The sequence below is a fragment of the Arsukibacterium sp. genome (genome assembly GCF_041616895.1).
Classification (GTDB): Bacteria; Pseudomonadota; Gammaproteobacteria; order Enterobacterales; family Alteromonadaceae; genus Alishewanella.
In genome coordinates this window covers 86,869-104,210 of record NZ_JBFJPY010000001.1, presented here as the reverse complement: position 1 = coordinate 104,210, position 17,342 = coordinate 86,869, and the positions used below count along the sequence as shown (strand labels likewise).

Annotated in this window: 13 protein-coding genes; 3 read left to right on the top strand and 10 right to left on the bottom strand. The window is 50.9% G+C overall.

From position 1 onward, the window contains the following. Positions 1–18 precede the first annotated feature (18 nt). The 6 genes from ahpF to ABY802_RS00460 all read right to left on the bottom strand — a co-directional run bounded on the left by ahpF (position 19) and on the right by ABY802_RS00460 (position 8,295). Positions 19–1,563, bottom strand: a complete 1,545-nt coding sequence (ahpF, locus tag ABY802_RS00485) for an alkyl hydroperoxide reductase subunit F (RefSeq protein WP_372624938.1) — start codon at positions 1,561–1,563, stop codon at positions 19–21. Between the two features lie 213 nt (positions 1,564–1,776). After that, positions 1,777–2,343 carry an alkyl hydroperoxide reductase subunit C gene (ahpC, locus tag ABY802_RS00480; protein ID WP_372624936.1) on the bottom strand — a complete coding sequence of 189 codons (567 nt, stop codon included), beginning with the start codon at positions 2,341–2,343 and terminating at the stop codon, positions 1,777–1,779. A gap of 273 nt (positions 2,344–2,616) precedes the next feature. After that, entirely contained in the window at positions 2,617–3,867 is a 1,251-nt protein-coding gene (locus ABY802_RS00475) for a mechanosensitive ion channel family protein (RefSeq protein ID WP_372624934.1), read from the bottom strand. A gap of 81 nt (positions 3,868–3,948) precedes the next feature. Beyond that, positions 3,949–4,716: a phosphoadenylyl-sulfate reductase gene (locus ABY802_RS00470; protein WP_372624972.1), complete on the bottom strand. Its 768-nt coding sequence runs from the start codon at positions 4,714–4,716 to the stop codon at positions 3,949–3,951. Between the two features lie 49 nt (positions 4,717–4,765). Then, positions 4,766–6,484 (bottom strand): assimilatory sulfite reductase (NADPH) hemoprotein subunit, encoded by a 1,719-nt coding sequence (gene cysI / locus ABY802_RS00465; RefSeq protein ID WP_372624932.1) that lies wholly within the window; start codon positions 6,482–6,484, stop codon positions 4,766–4,768. Continuing rightward, complete coding sequence (locus ABY802_RS00460; RefSeq protein WP_372624930.1) at positions 6,484–8,295, bottom strand: assimilatory sulfite reductase (NADPH) flavoprotein subunit; 1,812 nt, start codon at positions 8,293–8,295, stop codon at positions 6,484–6,486. The genes cysI and ABY802_RS00460 overlap by 1 nt, the downstream gene beginning before the upstream one ends. Before the next feature lie 327 nt (positions 8,296–8,622). Here ABY802_RS00460 and ABY802_RS00455 point away from each other — a divergent pair, with 327 nt between their 5' ends. After that, the gene (locus tag ABY802_RS00455) at positions 8,623–9,450 is read left to right on the top strand and encodes a DUF2884 family protein (protein WP_372624928.1); all 828 of its coding nucleotides are present in this window, start codon (positions 8,623–8,625) and stop codon (positions 9,448–9,450) included. 101 nt (positions 9,451–9,551) lie between these two features. On the opposite strand, the gene ABY802_RS00450 is transcribed toward ABY802_RS00455, so the two are convergent. The 4 genes from ABY802_RS00450 to ABY802_RS00435 are packed head-to-tail and all read right to left on the bottom strand — an operon-like array spanning position 9,552 to position 15,092. After that, positions 9,552–10,520, bottom strand: a complete 969-nt coding sequence (locus ABY802_RS00450) for an L-threonylcarbamoyladenylate synthase (protein ID WP_372624926.1) — start codon at positions 10,518–10,520, stop codon at positions 9,552–9,554. Then, positions 10,517–11,311, bottom strand: coding sequence for a DUF6671 family protein (locus tag ABY802_RS00445; protein WP_372624924.1), 795 nt, complete (start codon positions 11,309–11,311; stop codon positions 10,517–10,519). The genes ABY802_RS00450 and ABY802_RS00445 overlap by 4 nt, the downstream gene beginning before the upstream one ends. Then, the gene (locus ABY802_RS00440) at positions 11,308–13,728 is read right to left on the bottom strand and encodes a putative inorganic carbon transporter subunit DabA (RefSeq protein ID WP_372624922.1); all 2,421 of its coding nucleotides are present in this window, start codon (positions 13,726–13,728) and stop codon (positions 11,308–11,310) included. Before ABY802_RS00440 ends, ABY802_RS00445 begins: the two co-directional genes overlap by 4 nt. Then, positions 13,725–15,092: an NADH-quinone oxidoreductase subunit L gene (locus tag ABY802_RS00435; protein WP_372624920.1), complete on the bottom strand. Its 1,368-nt coding sequence runs from the start codon at positions 15,090–15,092 to the stop codon at positions 13,725–13,727. The genes ABY802_RS00440 and ABY802_RS00435 overlap by 4 nt, the downstream gene beginning before the upstream one ends. A 99-nt stretch (positions 15,093–15,191) precedes the next feature. Here ABY802_RS00435 and ABY802_RS00430 point away from each other — a divergent pair, with 99 nt between their 5' ends. Together ABY802_RS00430 and ABY802_RS00425 are read left to right on the top strand one after the other, a co-directional pair. Then, on the top strand, positions 15,192–16,067 hold the full coding sequence (locus ABY802_RS00430; RefSeq protein ID WP_372624918.1) for a LysR family transcriptional regulator: 876 nt from the start codon (positions 15,192–15,194) through the stop codon (positions 16,065–16,067). Between the two features lie 85 nt (positions 16,068–16,152). Then, positions 16,153–17,214 (top strand): M20/M25/M40 family metallo-hydrolase, encoded by a 1,062-nt coding sequence (locus tag ABY802_RS00425; RefSeq protein WP_372624916.1) that lies wholly within the window; start codon positions 16,153–16,155, stop codon positions 17,212–17,214. Positions 17,215–17,342 lie beyond the last annotated feature (128 nt).

The following is a 17,342-nucleotide window of genomic DNA, read 5'->3' as shown; positions in this document are numbered from 1 at the left end:
ATTGCTAAACCTTAAAAGCTATTGCCTAATCAGATAATCAAATGCCCCCAGCGAGGCATTGGCGCCTGCACCCATGGCAATAATAATTTGCTTGTAAGGCACAGTAGTGGCGTCACCGGCGGCAAACACGCCAGGTAACGATGTCTGGCCGCGCTCGTCGACAATAATTTCACCACGCGGCGACAGTTCCAATGCGCCGCGCAGCCACTCCGTATTAGGCACCAAGCCAATCTGGACAAAAATACCCGCCAGTTCAACATGATGCGACTCGCCGGTTTTGCGGTCGGTATAATTAATGCCGTTTACCCGCTTACCATCACCGGTCACTTCGGTACTTTGTGCTTCGGTAATAATAGTAATGTTGCCCATTGAATTGGCTTTTTTAACCAGTACCGCATCGGCACGCAGTGTGGCGGCAAACTCCAACACGGTAACGTGCTCAACAATACCGGCTAAGTCGATAGCCGCTTCAATACCAGAGTTACCGCCACCAATTACGGCCACTTTTTTGCCTTTAAATAACGGGCCGTCGCAGTGCGGGCAGTACGCCACACCTTTACCGCGATACTCTTGTTCACCCGGTACATTCATTTCTCTCCAGCGCGCACCCGGAGCCAACACTAACGTTTTACTTTTTAATACCGCACCGTTAGCCAGCTCCAGCTCAACTTTGTCGGCTTTGCTTAACTTAACCGCGCGCTGGTTGTTCATAATATCGACGTCATATTCCCGCACGTGCGCTTCCAGCGCGTTTACCAGCTTCGGGCCTTCGGTGTATTTCACTGAGATAAAGTTTTCTATACCGACGGTATCCGCCACCTGACCACCAAAGCGCTCGGCCAAGATACCGGTATTCAGACCTTTTCGGGCCGCATATACCGCAGCAGACGCACCAGCAGGGCCGCCGCCAACCACTAATACATCAAAGTCGCCTTTGCTTTTCAGCGCCTCGGCCTGACGTTTTTCAGCGTTGACATCAATTTTCTGGATAATTTTTTCCAGGGTAATGGCCCCCTGGGAAAACAGTTCCCCGTTTAAGAACACAGACGGTACGGCCATCACGTTACGTTTAGCCACTTCGTCCTGGAACATCGCGCCATCGATCATCACGTTAGTAATGTTCGGGTTCACTGCCGACATAATATTCAGCGCCTGCACCACTTCCGGGCAGGTCTGGCAGCTTAACGAAATATAGGTTTCAAAAGCAAAACTGCCGGATAACTGGCGAATTTGCTCAATGGTATCGGCTTCTACCTTAATCGGGTGGCCACCTGAGTGCAGCAGAGCCAGCACTAACGAAGTAAATTCATGGCCCAGCGGCACACCGGCAAAAGTAATGTGGGTGTCTTTGGCTACCGAGCGCACCAACATAGCAGGCTTACGCTCCATAGCAGCATCATCGCGACGCAACGACACTAAATCTGACAGTTCGGCAATCTCAGTTGCCAGTTGTTCTACTTCTTTGGCTTTGGCGCTATCGTCTAAAGATACCACCAGCTCAACTTCCGTTTTTAGGTTCTGCAGGTAAGTTTTAAGTGTTTGCTTCAGGTTAGTATCTAACATAAAAACTCCAGAAAAATTAAGACGATAAAAAATCAGCGTAACAAAGCCTCAGCCTGAGTTTGCAGGCTGTAAGCATAATATTCGGGATAGTCCGGGCAGGCATTGCCTGCCCGGGTACCAAACCGTAGTTTGGCAGAAGGAAGCTGAGCTACAGCTTCTTAAGAAGGGCTGTAATCAGTTCCTGCTGCAGATAACTGCAGAGTGTTGCACTGCTTAGATTTTACCAACCAGGTCCAGTGAAGGCGCTAAAGTCGCTTCGCCCGGAGTCCATTTTGCCGGACATACTTCGCCATCATGGTTAGCTACATACTGAGCAGCCTGTACTTTACGGAACAGTTCAGCTGCAGAGCGGCCGATACCTAAGTCATGAATTTCAGCAACCTTGATTTCGCCTTCAGGGTTAATCACGAAGGTACCACGCAGTGCTAAACCGTCTTCTTCGATCATTACGCCAAAGTTGCGGGTAATGGCACCGGTCGGGTCGCCAATCATTGGGTAATTGATTTTTTTGATAGTCTCAGACGCATCATGCCACGCTTTGTGGGTAAAATGAGTGTCAGTAGATACTGAGTATACTTCAACACCCATTTCCTGGAACTTGGCGTAGAAATCAGCCAGGTCACCCAATTCTGTCGGGCACACGAACGTGAAGTCAGCAGGGTAGAAACATACTACTGCCCACTTGCCCAGAATGTCCTGCTCAGTTACCGGAACAAATTTGCCCTGATGAAATGCAGTGGCTTTAAATGGCTTAATTTTAGTATTGATAATTGAAGACATAGTCTTGCTCCTTTTTGTTGGTAATCTTAGTTAATACTTTCATTTAGTAATAACAGTTCGTAAATTTGTGCGTTCTCAATGCCCGTTATACTAACCAGTCAGCTTAAACTTTTAAAACGAATTAAATTAATCGGATTAATCGCTTTTATGAATTAGAAGCGAGTCACGCTGCTATTATCCCGGTTAACGGTGTAGGTTGCGTGCCAAACCAGTGCTAGAGATGAGGACAGGACGCTGATTTCTCAAGCGCCCTGTAGCTGTTTTTGATTAAGATTAGTCGTTGGCCTGGCTTAATTTAATGGCCCGGATATCCATACCACTGGGATGCTGATACACCCGAAGGCCAAACTCCGGTAAAATCGCCAGCAAATGATCAAAGATATCCGATTGAATACCTTCATACGCCAGCCAGGCAGTGGTATTGGTAAAGCAATACACCTCAAGGGGCAGGCCATTCGAGCCCGGTTCGAGTTGACGGGCCATTAATGTCATCTTTTGATGCACCCCGGGATGACTAGCTAAATACCGTTGCACATAGGCCCGGAAGGTTCCAATATTGGTGATGCGTCGGGTATTTACCGGCTCTTTACCTTGCTCTGCCAACTCACTGTTCCAGCTTTCAATTTCCTGCTGCTTTTCGGCCAGATAATCCTGCAACAGGCTAAAACGATTGAGCCGTTTACGCTCGTCACTATCTAAAAAGTGGACACTTTGCTGGTCTAGCATCAGGCTGCGTTTAATACGGCGCCCACCCGATTGCTGCATGCCGCGCCAGTTTTTAAAGGCATCCGTCATAAAACGACGGGTAGGTATGGTGGTAATGGTTTTATCAAAGTTTTGTATTTTGACCGTATGCAGCGCAATATCTATCACGTCACCGTCAGCATTAAGCTGCGGCATTTCCACCCAGTCGCCTACCCGGATCACGTCGTTTGAGGAAATCTGAACGCTGGCCACTAAAGATAAAATGGTGTCCTGAAATATCAACATCAGCACGGCTGCCATGGCACCCAGACCTGAGAGTAAGATCAGTGGGGATCGATCTATCAGCGCAGCAATCATCAGAATGATGGCAACGGTATACACCAGAATTTTTATGACTTGCACATAGCCTTTTATCGGCTTGGTTTTGGCCTCTGGCCGCTCTTCATATACCCGGTTAACCAGGGTCAGGATATTGGCGATGGCCAGAGCGATGGTTAGCACGACAAAGGCGTTGCAAACATTCACCACGATGGTGGAAACGGTTTCTGACACCCCCTCGATCAGGGCGATACCCTTTGAAATGATCAACGCAGGAACAATATTGGCAAGCCGGGCGACAAAAGCGGAATGCTGAATAACCTGATGCTGGCCATAAGCACTGGCCCGCAAGGCCCTGAAAATGCCGCGGATCAATACTTTTTTGACGATATAGTTACTGAGCCATGCTACCAGCAACAACAGGCCAATACTTAGCCAAAGACTGGCCTCAGGGTGTTGCTCCAGCAAGCCCTGGATAGTGCTGAAATCGTAATCCAACATATAGTTAACCAATCCGGGTTAATAACGATTTAAAGGTAGTCGCTATTATGCCCCGTTAAGTCACTTTTGCAACCCGCCGGCCTAGATGCCATCGCCATCCATATGCAGACCACACTCACGGCCAAAACCGTTAAAGCGGGTGTCTTCTTCGCTCATGCCAGGTTCAAATTTAACCGTGGAATGGGTATCACCTACCGACAAGTAACCCTGCTCCCATAACGGGTGATATGGCAGGTTATGTTGCTTTAAATAGTAAAATACGTCTTTGTTGCTCCAGTCGATAATCGGCTGCACTTTCACCACGCCCCGATTTATTTCAACTATCGCTTTGTCTGCCCGGGTACTGCTCTGGCTACGGCGTAAGCCGGTAAACCAACTGCCCGCATTTAATTCACGCAGGGCCCGCTGCATCGGCTCGACTTTATTTAACTGATTGTATTGCTTAGTGCCCTCGGCGGTTAACCACTGCTCGCCATAGCGCGCTAATTGCCAGTTGGCCGATAGCGCTGCCCGGTACACTCGTAAATTCAAGCTAAGCAGCTCGGTCAGCTGATCAATAAACTGGTAGGTTTCCGGAAATAAATAGCCCGTATCGGTTAATACCACCGGTATATCCGGCTGCTGCACCGTGATTAAATGCAGCATGACTGCGGCCTGAATACCAAAGCTTGAGCTGAGGATCGGCTGTGCCGGTAAATTAGTCAGCGCCCAGCGCACCCGCTCACTGGCACTCATCGGGCTAAGCAGATGATTAATGTCTGCCAGCCAGGCCTGCTGGGTAGCGCTATCCTGCTGCAAGATCTGCCGATAATCGGTTTCGACACTTTTGTACATGCTATTTCCAGCCATCGTATTCTCCGTTGGCGCATCAGCTTCACTAAAATGACGGTTCAGTGCATCAGGCATGAAAGTCAGTCTTGGATACTTTCACTTCAGCCACCACGCCTTTGCGAATGACAAAATCACCGAAACATTCTTTGCCATCGCGCTCAGCCGCCCATTGGCCAATTAAGGTATCCAGCTCAGCCAGAATTTGTGCTTCGCCGACATTATCCAGGTACAGCTTGGGAATGCGGGTACCCACCAGATTGCCACCCAAATACACATTGTATTTACCCGGAGCCCGGCCCACTAAGCCCACCTCGGCCAGCATCGCCCGGCCACAGCCATTCGGGCATCCGGTTACCCGCAGTACAATGTGATCATCAGCCAGCTGGTGCTTGGTCAGTAAGGCTTCTACTTTGCTAACCAACTCCGGCAAATAACGCTCTGCTTCTGCCATCGCCAGCGGACAGGTGGGAAACGACACGCAGGCCATCGAGTTTTTGCGCTGCTCACTGTGGTTGTCGTCTATTAAGCCGTGCTCACGGGCCAGTTGCTCAATTAAGGCTTTTTGCTCTGGTGGCACGCCGGCGATAATCAGGTTTTGGTTCGCAGTCATCCGAAAGTCGCCCTGGTGCACTTTGGCAATCGCAGCTAAACCGGTTTTAAGCGGTTTACCCGGAAAATCCAGCACCCGGCCATTTTCAATAAACAAGGTTAAGTGCTGCTTGCCATCAATACCGTCTACCCAACCAAAGCGGTCGCCACGCGTGGTAAACTCAAAAGGTTTCGCCGGCGCAAAGGGCACACCTACCCGCAGTTCCACTTCGGCTTTAAAGGTATCAACCCCAATCCGGTCGATGGTGTACTTGGTTTTGGCATTTTTACGGTTAACTCTGTCGCCATAATCCCGCTGCACGGTGACCACATGCTCGGCCACTTTTAAGGTGTGCTCCAGGCCAATAAAGCCCAATACTTCAGCTTTACGCGGATAGGTAGAATTATCGCCAAAGGTCATCGCCAGGCCACCACCGACCAGCACATTAAAGCCAACAAGCTTGCCGTGCTCGGCAATCGCCACAAAGTTTAAGTCGTTTGCATGCACATCTATGTCGTTATGCGGCGGGATCACCACCGTGGTCTTAAATTTGCGCGGCAAGTAGTTTTCACCCAGCACCGGTTCGGTTTCAGTGGTTTCAACTTTTTCTTCGTCCAGCCATAACTCGGCATAGGCACGGGTTTTTGGCAGTAAGTGCTCGCTTATCTGCACGGCCCACTGATACGCCTGCTGGTGCAGCTCAGACTCGACCGGGTTGGAGGTGCATAACACGTTGCGGTTAACGTCACCGGCAGTAGCAATTGAGTCAATACCAATGCTGTTTAAGAACTGGTGCATTGGTTTAATGTTTGGCTTTAATACGCCATGAAACTGAAACGTCTGGCGGGTGGTTAGCCGAATACTGCCATACATGGTTTTTTCAGCGGCAAACTGGCCAATAGCCAGCCACTGCTGCGGGGTAATAATGCCGCCGGGCATCCGTGCCCGCAGCATCACGTTATGCAGCGGCTCCAGCTTCTGGGCAGCGCGCTCGGCCCGGATATCACGGTCATCCTGCTGATACATGCCATGAAAGCGCACCAGCATAAAGTTGTCACCGTTAAACCCACCGGTAATCTCGTCGCCCAGGTCCTGCTTAATGGTGCCGCGTAAATGTTCACTTTCGGCTTTTAAACGCTCGTTATCAGACAACTTGCCGCTAACCTGCAGCTCGGGCTTAATGGGGTATTGGCTCATTAGTACACATCCTTCTGGTAACGCTTGGCTACCCGTAATTCATCTAAATATTGCTGGGCCTGTTCGGCAGTTTTATTGCCATGTTGCTGCACAATATCCAACAAGGCCTGATGCACATCTTTTGCCATACGGTTAGCATCACCACAAATATAGACGTGAGCACCCTGCTCCAGCCACTGATACACTTCGCTGGCATGCTTACGCAATTTATCCTGCACATACACTTTTTCTGCGGTATCACGGCTGAACGCCACATCAAGCTTAGTTAGTAGACCTTGTTTTAAATAGCCCTGCAGCTCGGTCTGATATAAAAAATCCTGGGTAAAATGCGGGTTGCCAAAAAACAGCCAGTTTTTACCGCTGGCACCGCGGGCATCCCGCTCCTGTAAAAAGGCCCGAAACGGGGCAATACCGGTACCGGGCCCAATCATCAGCACTGGCGTGTCGTCATTGGCCGGCAAACGGAAGTTATTATTGTGTTCAACAAATACCCGTACTTTGTCGCCCTCGGCTAAGCGCTCGGCTAAAAAGCCCGAGGCGCCACCCAGATGCGGCTGACCAAAGGCGTCGTAACGCACCACGGCGACCGTCAAATGCACTTCGTCTTCAACTTCTGCCTGTGCTGAGGCAATGGAGTAAAGCCGTGGTTGCTGTTTTCGCAACGCGTCAACCAATTGCTGCGCGCTAATGGTGCCGCCGGTTGCCGGATGTTCACGCACAATATCAATAATTTGCCGGTCGACCAGATAAGCCCGTAGTGCGGTTTTGTCTGCTGCTAATTGCGCCAGGGCCTCATTGGCGGTTGCCGCCGCGTATTTGTCGACAAATGCCGGATACGACTGGGTGAGCTCCAATTGTTCGGTTAGCGCCTCAGCCAGGCTTAAGCTCTGGTTAGCCAAGCTAACTTCAACTGCCGCTTCAAGACCGGTCAGGCTCAGTAATTCGCTGACCAGCGCCGGGGCGTTATTAAAATATAAGCCCAGGGCATCGCCTGGCTGATATGTTAAGCCCGAGCCTTCCAGCGAAATTTCAATATGCCGGACATCTTTGCTTGAATCGCGGCCGGTTATTTTCTGGTTGGTGTAAAGCTCAGCAGCAAAAGGTTGTTGTTTACTATACTGACTTGGTGCCGCAGTTGCCGCCTGTCCCGGCCAGTTAATCACTTCCGCCGACGGCGCGCTGGCAAATTCCGGCTCGACCACCTTGATCAGGGCATTATTCCAGCTGGTGGCAGCAGCATCGTAGTCTACGTCAAGATCAGCCCGGGCCTGTAGCCGCTGGCCGCCTAATTCAGCCAATCGCTCGTCAAAATCAGCAGCCGTTTTACAGAAAAACTCATAGCTGGTATCACCCAAGCCCAACACGGCAAATTTAAGTTGCGGCACTTTGGGGGCTTTTTTACTGAATAAAAAGTTATAAAAACTCACGGCATTTTCCGGCGGCTCACCTTCACCATAAGTAGAGGTGACAATCACCAGATACTGCTCATTCTTCAGCTGACTGCTTTTATAATCGGCTAAATCCACTACTTTCGCCGCAATATTTTTCGCTTTGGCTAATGCCGCCAAATTATCAGCAACATGGCGGGCATTCCCCGTTTGCGAGCCATACACTATGGTCAGGGTTGCGCTATTCGCTGCAGATGCGGCAGGCGCAGTAGCCTGACCACCCGCCAGTTGGGCACTGGCAGCAAGATAGCCACTGACCCAGGCCTGCTGAATAGGGTTCAACTGGCTGACCAGCCCCTGCAGTTGCTGCACCTGCTGCTCTGACAACGGGCTGGCTTGTGCCACTAACGATGATAAAAGCATAAAAACACCTGTATTAACTTTATACCGACATTTTAGCCATCCAAACGTATGCCAGTAAAAGAATGGATCTCTCTGCGTTATTCCAAATAGTAATTAAAAAGCAGAATTGTCGGGCATTGGTACGCCGCTCAGTCAAATAGCTTAGCGCCGCACTGCCGAGCTATCAAATTCGCTAATAAATGGCGTAAAAGGCTAACATCAACGCTGAATACAATTATTGCAGACTAAATAAACAAATAAAAACAAAGACATAAAATCTGGCATTGTCTTTGCGTTGTTACGTTGTCAATTAATAAATTGTGTCACAACCTAGCAAGGAACAACAAAATGAAAATATCTCTTATCGCCAGCGCAGTGGTTTGCAGCACCCTTAGCCTGAGTACCCTGGTATATAGCAACAGCGCCGCGGCACATAGCAATCAAAGCTGTAATATCGAATTTGATAAAGATTTAGTCATTAATAGTCGCAGTGTGCAGTTGCAGGACAGCGGCAACACGCTGTGGCTAATCAGCGACGAGGGTCGGCTAACCCTGCACGGTAAAACCATGAAAGTAGATAACGAAACCCGTGAATTACTGCGTGATTATCAGGCCGGCATTCGTCAGCAGACGGTTGAAACTGTTGCCCTGGTAGAAGATGCCCTGCTGATGGCCAGCGAGGCGCTAACCACGGTACTTAACGAGCTAAGTGGTAAATCACTGGATGAGTATCCGGCGATGCAACAGGCTTTAGCAAAAATCAGCGACGCTGCCAATCAGGTGGTGGTGCAAGATGGTGACAATACTTACCTGTATGACAGTCGGCTGGAAAACATCGATCAGGCATTTGGCCCTGAATTTGAACAGGCAATTGAAGAAGCTGTTACTCAGTCGATGGGCAGCATTATGATGCTGGTGGGCAAAGCGATGACCAGCGGTGAAGGTAATTTTGAGCAGCGGATGGAAGCCTTTGGTGCAAAAATGGAAAAATTTGGTGAAAACTTAGAGGCCAAAATGGACATCAAAGCCGCCGCACTAGAGCAACGGGGCGACGCACTCTGTGCCCAGGTAACCGAGCTGGATGCCCTGGAGACCCGGATCCAGCAACAGATCCCGGCGATGCAACAATATGATTTATTTCAAAAAGGCGATGGTGCATTCAGCGCTCACCGCTAAGCGGTAACTCCCAGCCACAACCTTTAGCGCAGGGTTTTTGCCTGCGCATTTTTTATGTCTTTTCGTGTACCTATATTAACTTAAAATGGGTCAGAGTGATTTTACGTGTAACTGGCTCTGCTTAACCGATCATGTATCGCGTTCCAGTCATCCCCGACTGGAGGCAGCTCACAAAAAATAGCCGTAACTTCCGACTGATCTGCTGCAAATAAAGTTTGATAAAGTAACTGGCCATAAGCGGCCGAAGTTTTTGGCATCGGGTATGACATAACCAGAGGCTGAGCGGCAAAATGACTGTAGTGAAGCAACGCGATTGGTTGCTTCAGCTTTGCCAGCTTTACTTCTAGCTCTGCAACTGAGTAACAGTACAATTTTTTATTTGGCTGATAGTGGGCGTCAACATTGCCCGGTACCGCAACGCTATGTTGTTTTGGTTGGGCCACAGGTTCGCCCAGCACTGCTGCAATGTCTGCAGCAGTGACCGGCCCGGCCCGGACGATAACCGGCTTGCTGCCGGTCAGGTCAACAATGGTTGACTCTAATCCATACTGGCATACTCCACCATCAAGCACCGCTGATATTCTGCCATGCATCGTTGCCAGCACCTGAGAAGCCGAGGTTGGACTCAGTTTTTTGTAAAGATTAGCAGAAGGCGCAGCAACACTGAGCTGGTATTGCTGCAGCAATGTCAGCAGCGCCGGATGTGATGGCATTCGCAAGCCGATAGTGTTCAACCCACCGGTGACCACTGAGCTGACATGATCAGCTTTTTGCAGCAATAACGTAAGCGGTCCAGGCCAAAAGGCATCGGCCAGCGCAAATCCGGCATTGCTGACATTTTTCGCCCACTGACCGATAGCCTTTTTATCCGGTACATGCACAATCAGTGGATGATTAGCCGGCCGGCCTTTGGCTGCAAAAATAGCTTTAACTGCCTCGGGGTTAGCAGCATCTGCCGCCAGACCATATACAGTTTCCGTCGGCACCGCGACCAACTGACCGTTTTGCAGAAAATTAGCGCATAATTTTATATCAGAGGCTGAATCTGAGCTTAGTAGCAGGGTCTTCAAGGGTTACATTCCTGACAATATTGCTGACTTGCATGAAGGGCAGCCACGGCAGTAGTGGTGGTATGATCACACTTTATACAACGTGCCTGGCGCTGCCGGGTCAAATTGGTTGGCGTTCCGCACGCCTCGCAGGGTAACCCCGGCAAGGCTTTATCTGGCCAGAACCCCGGGGTAGCGCATCGCGGGCAATCACTTTGCAAACGCCGGGCTAAATCATCCGCTGCTTGTTGAATATGCACGCGACGCTGCGGACTTAAATGAGCACGCAAGTCATAACTTAAGGTAACGTCGCCATTTGCGAGCCTCAGTAGTGCCAGATTATGCGCCTGGGATACTGTCAGGGCTTTTTTTAAATAGTCACCTTGCTGTAACAGCAAATGCTGCTCTGGCTCAATATCGGCCAGTGCCAGCTCTAAAGCTGCTGCGTCTTTAAGCTGCCATTGCCTGGCCAGCGAAGGACCGTAAAACCGCCCGGTGACCACCCAGCCCTCAGCGACGTTAACACAGCAGATCAGCTCCAGATTGTAGGTACCTATGCCGAATGGACCTACAGAGAAACTGCCTTCGCTGCCTAAGCCAATATCCAGCCCGGATAATTCAGCAGCGAGCGCGGCTTTGCGAAACGCACATTCCTGCGCTGTCATAAAACGCGGATATTCACCGGCAAAGCTGCCAAGGCTATCCGTGTCGAAACTATCAAGCTCGGTCAGTTGCCAGCCAAGCGGCCTAAGTGCAGGCGCAATTAGGCGTGCCTTATCATGCCGGGTTAACATCGCCACGGACAATGTCACATTGCCACCTTATGCCAGCCTTCGTGCTGCCACTGATGCAAAGTGCCATGCTGGTCCAGCTGATACAGCCACAGCCATTGGTTGTTTACCAGCGCCGCAACGTCATCTGAGCGGTGAATTATATTGGCAATGGCGTCTTTTGGCGCCGCAATCACCACCGTCAAACGTACAGGCTGATGCCGCAATTGTTGACCATCGTGTACCGACTGCCAGGCTAAACCATTGCGTAAATCACCACCATTTCCTTCAAAAACCCCAATATGGCCAGCAACCACATTGTGCAGCAACTTATTACCACTGCCGTATTTTTCCGGCGCTACCACCGAGGCGTAATATTGCATATTGATCCAGTTGGTTACCACCATTGGCGCGGTCATTATGGTGTGCAATAAGCTAAATTCCGGGTCTTTTTCGGCATGGTAATCATGTAAAAAACAGCGCCCCTGTAAATCCAAATCTTTGGTCAGGGTGCGCGGCGCCACGATAAACGCCGCATTGTTCGCCAGACCCCATTCTGGTCGCAGTTGTGCCCAATCGCGGCTTCGCGTCGTAAAAAAACGACTTAAGGCCGACGCGCTGGCCGGCTGCTCAGTAAATTGACTGGCCCGCTGCTGCCTGGCTGACTCACTGGCCTGGTGCAACCAACCAAGCCAGTTTGCCTCAGCGGGAGCCTGAAATACCTCCAGGGTGTCGGTAGTCGTGTGATGCATTGCCCCGTAGAACCGGGTGTCATTGGGAATATGCACGGTGTTTTGGCTATTAATCTCAGCCCGCACCTCACTACTATTGAGCAGCTGCGCCAGCACTTTTACATTAACCTCACCGGTCTGGCCACCACAGGCACCGCAATCCAGCGCTGCGGCATGCGGGTTATTACAGCTTGTGCTGCCATGCCCCACCAGCAATATGGTCGCTGCCAGGTTTTCAGTAAGACCCATCGCAGACAAAATACCACTTGCCAGCTCGGCTTGTTCCGCAATAGTAAGGGGTTGCTGCTCCTTGCAAAGATACCATTGGCCATCATCCAGATACCGGTTCATGGCGTGTGGTGCAGCGCTGCGAAAAAAAGTGCGCTTGATCAGACTGAGCAGTTTCGTGGGGCCGGCGGCTTCTACCATGCCCAGGCTGGATGATGCCAAGTCAAAGCTTTGCTTCCAACCCAATGCAGGTTGGCGTAACAGCGTGGCTTTTTCCGGACGCACCTGACGAACTTCCAGGGTCGGTGCCAGTAAGCCGGGTAGCTGGGGCCGGCTTAACTTGCTGTCAGCGGCTTTGTACGCAATAGGCAGGCCGAAGAAACCAGCAAAACCGAGGGTCTGGATCCCGGCATCCTGCTGCTCTAACACCCGGCGCATCGGCTCTGAACGAACATCGATGCAAAACGCGGCCTGCAGCGCCGGTCTGCTGGTCGTTGCACTCTCCTCGCGGGCCGACTGGCGCAGCTGCTGAAATAATGGCTGTTGCACGCTCAGTTCCAGTGCCCTCTGCCACACCTGACGAATACTCTGCTGAGCCTGAGTGTTAAGCATCATGGCTGTATACTGGGTACTCTGCCGGGTTAAGGCAGTGCTTAAGCGCTCATGACAACCCCCATCGCGCATACTGTGTTGCCATAATACCCAGTCCCAGCCCAGTAGCATATAAAGCAACTGGCATACTGCCTCATGCCCCTGCCGCCCAGCCAGTTGCTGTTGCCAGTCAAGCCAGGCCTGCCAACCTGCCCAGCCAGATAAGCTTTGCAGCAGATTTTCCAGATAAGCCAGTTTTGCCTGTTCATCGGGGCACCAAATTTGCAACCAGGGACTGAGCTGCTGTAGTAACAAAGACGGTTTTGCGGGTACAGTGGCAAATAACGAGGTTAAATTAATTCCGGTGAGTACCTGCAAGCCTTTGTCGTGGCAGACCACCGATAACCAGCTTTGGTAGGCATGATCTTCGCTGTCAGCCTGCACGCTAAAGCGTTCAGGATACTGATAGTAGAGTCCCATAAACTGGCTTAGCTGCTGCTGGATCAGTTGCGGCCAAGGTAAGGTTCGCTGCGCCGGGGTTTGTTCTGACAACAGTTGTGCCAATGATTGCCAGCGCCGCAACTCCTGGGTCTGTGCCAGCGCGGTTACCGCCTGGTCAAGCGACATGGTTAATTCCGCTTGCTGCAATGCCTGTTGCAGGTGTACCGGTGTTATTTGATGTTGCCACTGTGCTAAGTACCACTCTGCACTCATCAGGCAACTGGTACCGGCCAGCAGCTGCTGCTCAGCACACACCGAGCCAAAATGATGCTGGCGCTTCGGCCACCACGGATTTACTGCGATCATCTGATCCAGAGGCCATGCCGGAGCAATTTGACTGGCGGCCCTGGCAACCAGTGTTTGTAAATCACACGCTGTGCGCTGCTTTGCCATAGTGACGGTACTCATTTTACACTCTCCACCTGAGTCAGGGCGCTGATGTCCGCTGTCTTTTTGCTATGATAAGGCCATATTTTCAGGGTAACTCTGGTAGCCCACTCATCGAGGTAGCCACCGGCGTTCAACCAAATAAATACCCGGTTAACCGCCCGGTGCCGGCTGTGGTAGCGCAACAACACCGCCATCACAAACAGGCCGGAAAATACCAGGCTGGTTACAATATCAGCCAGCGGCCCTAAGACGCTGCCGGTTGGTATGATGTGCTGCAACAAATATTTGCCACTGAGGTAAAGTGCTAGTAATCCAACGCCATAAGCCAACGCCAGCATAACCCGCACGGGTCTGCGACTATCGGCCCGCGCCATGGATGGCATCAGCAGCACCGTAATAGCCAATACCAACAGCACCGCACTACTCAGGCTGGAAAGGGGCAGTAACTGATGGGCCAGTGCCACCAGCAATGCGGCAGCCAGCAACGCCAGAATCCAGTGACGGGTTCGCGGTTCAATTTGATCGGCCAGCTGCGCCGCCAGGTAATGATTGACCGCATTGCCGCTGTATAAAAAAGCATAAGCTTTGTAGCATGAGTGCGCCAGCAAGTGCAGTAATGCCAGGGTGTATAAACCCAGCGCAATTTCTACCAGCATCAGCCCCATTTGCGCCACCGTTGACCACGCCAGACGCACCTTAATACTTATCCGGGTAGTCATGATCAGTGCTGCCAGCACTGAACTTGTCAGAGCAGCGACCAGCAGTAGCGTAGCGGCGGGAGCACTGAGACTAAGCAGCGGTGAGAATATCAGCAGCAAAATACCACCGAGATTAATGATACCGGCATGCAGCAGGGCGGAGACTGGCGTGGGTGCCTCCACCACTTGGATCAGCCAACCGTGCAGGGGCAGCTGGGCGCATTTAATCAGCGCCACGATGACCAGCAAAGCAACGGCAAGATGGCCGGTTATGCTCAGACTGCCCAAAATACTCGCCTGGTTAATCAGATTGCTAATATCTGCGGTATTAAACTCGAGATATAACAGGATAAACGCCAGAGCCAGCAGTATTTCACCGGTGCGGGCACTTAAGGCTTTTTTATGGGCTGCCAGCTGGGCACGGGGACGTTCAGGATAAAACAACAATAACTGTTGCAAGCTAAGACTGATCCAACACCAACCTAACCAGAACAGCAACAGATGGTTGCTTAACAGAGTAAATACCGTTGCGCTCAGGGTCAGTGCTAACGACCGCATAAAACGCAGCTTGTTCGGCTCGCCAGCTAATGCGGTTGCGCTATAACGCCAGATAACCACAGCCAGTAAGGCTATTAGCGCCAGCAGCACCATCTTTAACGGGGTGACAGTCAGTAACGAATTCATCGCAAACCTTTAATTTTAATTAACTGGCGCTATTGTGTGCAGCAAACTACTATAAGTAAAATACATAATAAAAAACAAATCATTCACTAAAAGAGAACTATGAGCCGGTTAAACTATCATCATCTCTATTATTTCTGGCAGGTAGCCCGCGGCACCAACCTGACGGAAACCGCACAGCGCCTGCATGTTTCACAATCTGCATTGTCTTCTCAGATAAAGCAGTTAGAGCACAGTATGCAGGTACAACTGTTCCGCCGTGAGAACCGCCGATTGGTATTAACAGAAAGCGGCTACCAGACCCTGAAATACGCAGAAGATATTTTCAGTCGTGGTGCCGAGCTTGAACAATTACTGTCGCAGGGCATGCAACCTCAGCACAGCCCCATCCGGATTGGCACCTTAGCGACCATGTCACGAAACTTTATCGAAAGCTTTATTACCCCGCTGCTAAGCAAAAGTGAGGCACGCTACAGTTTGCTCTCAATGAACCAGACCACGCTGTTAAATGCGCTGGCTCAACATCAGCTGGATTTGGCATTGACGAATATTGCGGTGCAGGGCAATGATAATCAGTTGTGGCAATGCCGCTTACTAGCCAGGCAACCTGTCGCCGTAATTGGCCCGCCTGGCAAACATGCTGGTAATAAGCTCAGCGACTACACAAGACAGCGCTGGGTGTTACCGCCTGTGCAAAGTCCGGTGCGCACGGCGTTTGATGCTCTGGCAGCACAATTCCAGTTACAGCCTGACATCATCGCCGAGGCCGACGATATGGCGATGCTGCGCTTGCTGGCCCGCGACAGCGGCGCGCTGGCCGTTATCCCGGAAGTGGTGGTAAAAGACGAGTTGCAAAGCGGCCGCTTGCATAAGTACCTGGCGCTACCACAGATTTACGAAAACTTTTATATTATTACCACCCAGCGTGAGCTGTTACACCCACAACTAAACCTGCTGCTGCAGGCGTTCGCACATTAAAATGGGTCAGAGTGATTTTTTTGCATCGGCAGCAGGCTGTTATTTGGTAAGCTGTCTGCAACTTAAAAAGCAGTAAGGAATATTAATGTCTGTTGTGAAAAGACTTTACCTGGCGGGCGCGGCTGCGTTAGTGATTGCCGCTATTTTGTTATACACCCTGGCCTGGCCGGCGTGGCAGCAACAACTTACCCAACAGGAAAGCGAGCGGCTGGCGCAGTTAGTTGCCGAGGCCAAACCTGCTGCACCGCAAAATCGGTTAAACCCACAGCGGATGTTGGCAGATTTAAACTGGCTGGCCCATCCTGATCGTCAGGGACGCAAACCTGGCACTGCCGGCGGCATTGAGGCCCGTAACTGGCTGGCCCAGCAATTTGCCGATATTGGCTTGCAGAGCGCTGGCACTGATGGTTATTTTCAGCCTTTTCGCGTAGATGAGCACTTTGTATTCAGCCGCTGGTTAGCGGGCAAAACCGCCACCGTGCCGGCAGCAGAAAATGCTGCAAATGTGCTGGGATTATTACCAGGAACTAACCCGGCCTTAAAACCGATAGTACTGACGGCGCATTATGACCATCTGGGTAGCCATGATGGTAAGCTGTTTGCCGGCGCTGATGACAATGCCTCTGGTGTTGCCACCTTATTGGAGTTGGCGCGTTATTTTAGCCAGCACCCGACGGCTCATCCATTATTGTTTGTGGCACTGGATGCCGAGGAAGGAGGCTTACAAGGCGCGGTCGCGTTGTTTGAGCATCAGCTGTTGCAACCAGAGCAGCTGGCTTTTAACGTCAATATGGATATGCTCAGCCGCGATACTAATCAATTACTGTTTGCCGTTGGCAGCTACCAGCAACCCTGGCTGACGCCGCTGTTACAAAAGCTGCAGCAGCAAAGTGCGGTAAAAATCATTGCGGGTCACGACCGGCCCTGGTACCGGGCTGGCAACACCCAGGACTGGACCTTAAGCTCAGACCATGGCGTATTTTTTCAACAGCAGGTACCCTTTATTTATTTCGGGGTGGCTGATCATGAGGACTACCACACTGTGCGGGATACAGCCGATAAAGTCGACCGTGATTTCTATGCTCAGGTCAGTGAAAGCATTTTAAGCTTTATTCAATTGCTGGATCAGCGCCTTAATCAGGGTTAAACCGTTGACGGTCTGATAGCTGACGAAGTGGTGAGAAAAACCACTTTGTTGGCCATTATTACACTAAGCAGCACGTTCATGCCTCACATAACTACTTAAGATACTAATATATAACAACTTAAAATATG

Bases quoted from the DNA above. Each gene is read 5' to 3' on its own strand.
- ABY802_RS00425 (WP_372624916.1), top strand. From the start codon at position 16,153: ATGTCTGTTGTGAAAAGACTTTACCTGGCGGGCGCGGCTGCGTTAGTG.
- ABY802_RS00430 (WP_372624918.1), top strand. From the start codon at position 15,192: ATGAGCCGGTTAAACTATCATCATCTCTATTATTTCTGGCAGGTAGCC.
- ahpF (WP_372624938.1), bottom strand. From the start codon at position 1,563: ATGTTAGATACTAACCTGAAGCAAACACTTAAAACTTACCTGCAGAAC.
- ahpC (WP_372624936.1), bottom strand. From the start codon at position 2,343: ATGTCTTCAATTATCAATACTAAAATTAAGCCATTTAAAGCCACTGCA.
- ABY802_RS00455 (WP_372624928.1), top strand. From the start codon at position 8,623: ATGAAAATATCTCTTATCGCCAGCGCAGTGGTTTGCAGCACCCTTAGC.
- ABY802_RS00475 (WP_372624934.1), bottom strand. From the start codon at position 3,867: ATGTTGGATTACGATTTCAGCACTATCCAGGGCTTGCTGGAGCAACAC.
- ABY802_RS00460 (WP_372624930.1), bottom strand. From the start codon at position 8,295: ATGCTTTTATCATCGTTAGTGGCACAAGCCAGCCCGTTGTCAGAGCAG.
- ABY802_RS00435 (WP_372624920.1), bottom strand. From the start codon at position 15,092: ATGAATTCGTTACTGACTGTCACCCCGTTAAAGATGGTGCTGCTGGCG.
- ABY802_RS00470 (WP_372624972.1), bottom strand. From the start codon at position 4,716: ATGGCTGGAAATAGCATGTACAAAAGTGTCGAAACCGATTATCGGCAG.
- ABY802_RS00440 (WP_372624922.1), bottom strand. From the start codon at position 13,728: ATGAGTACCGTCACTATGGCAAAGCAGCGCACAGCGTGTGATTTACAA.
- cysI (WP_372624932.1), bottom strand. From the start codon at position 6,484: ATGAGCCAATACCCCATTAAGCCCGAGCTGCAGGTTAGCGGCAAGTTG.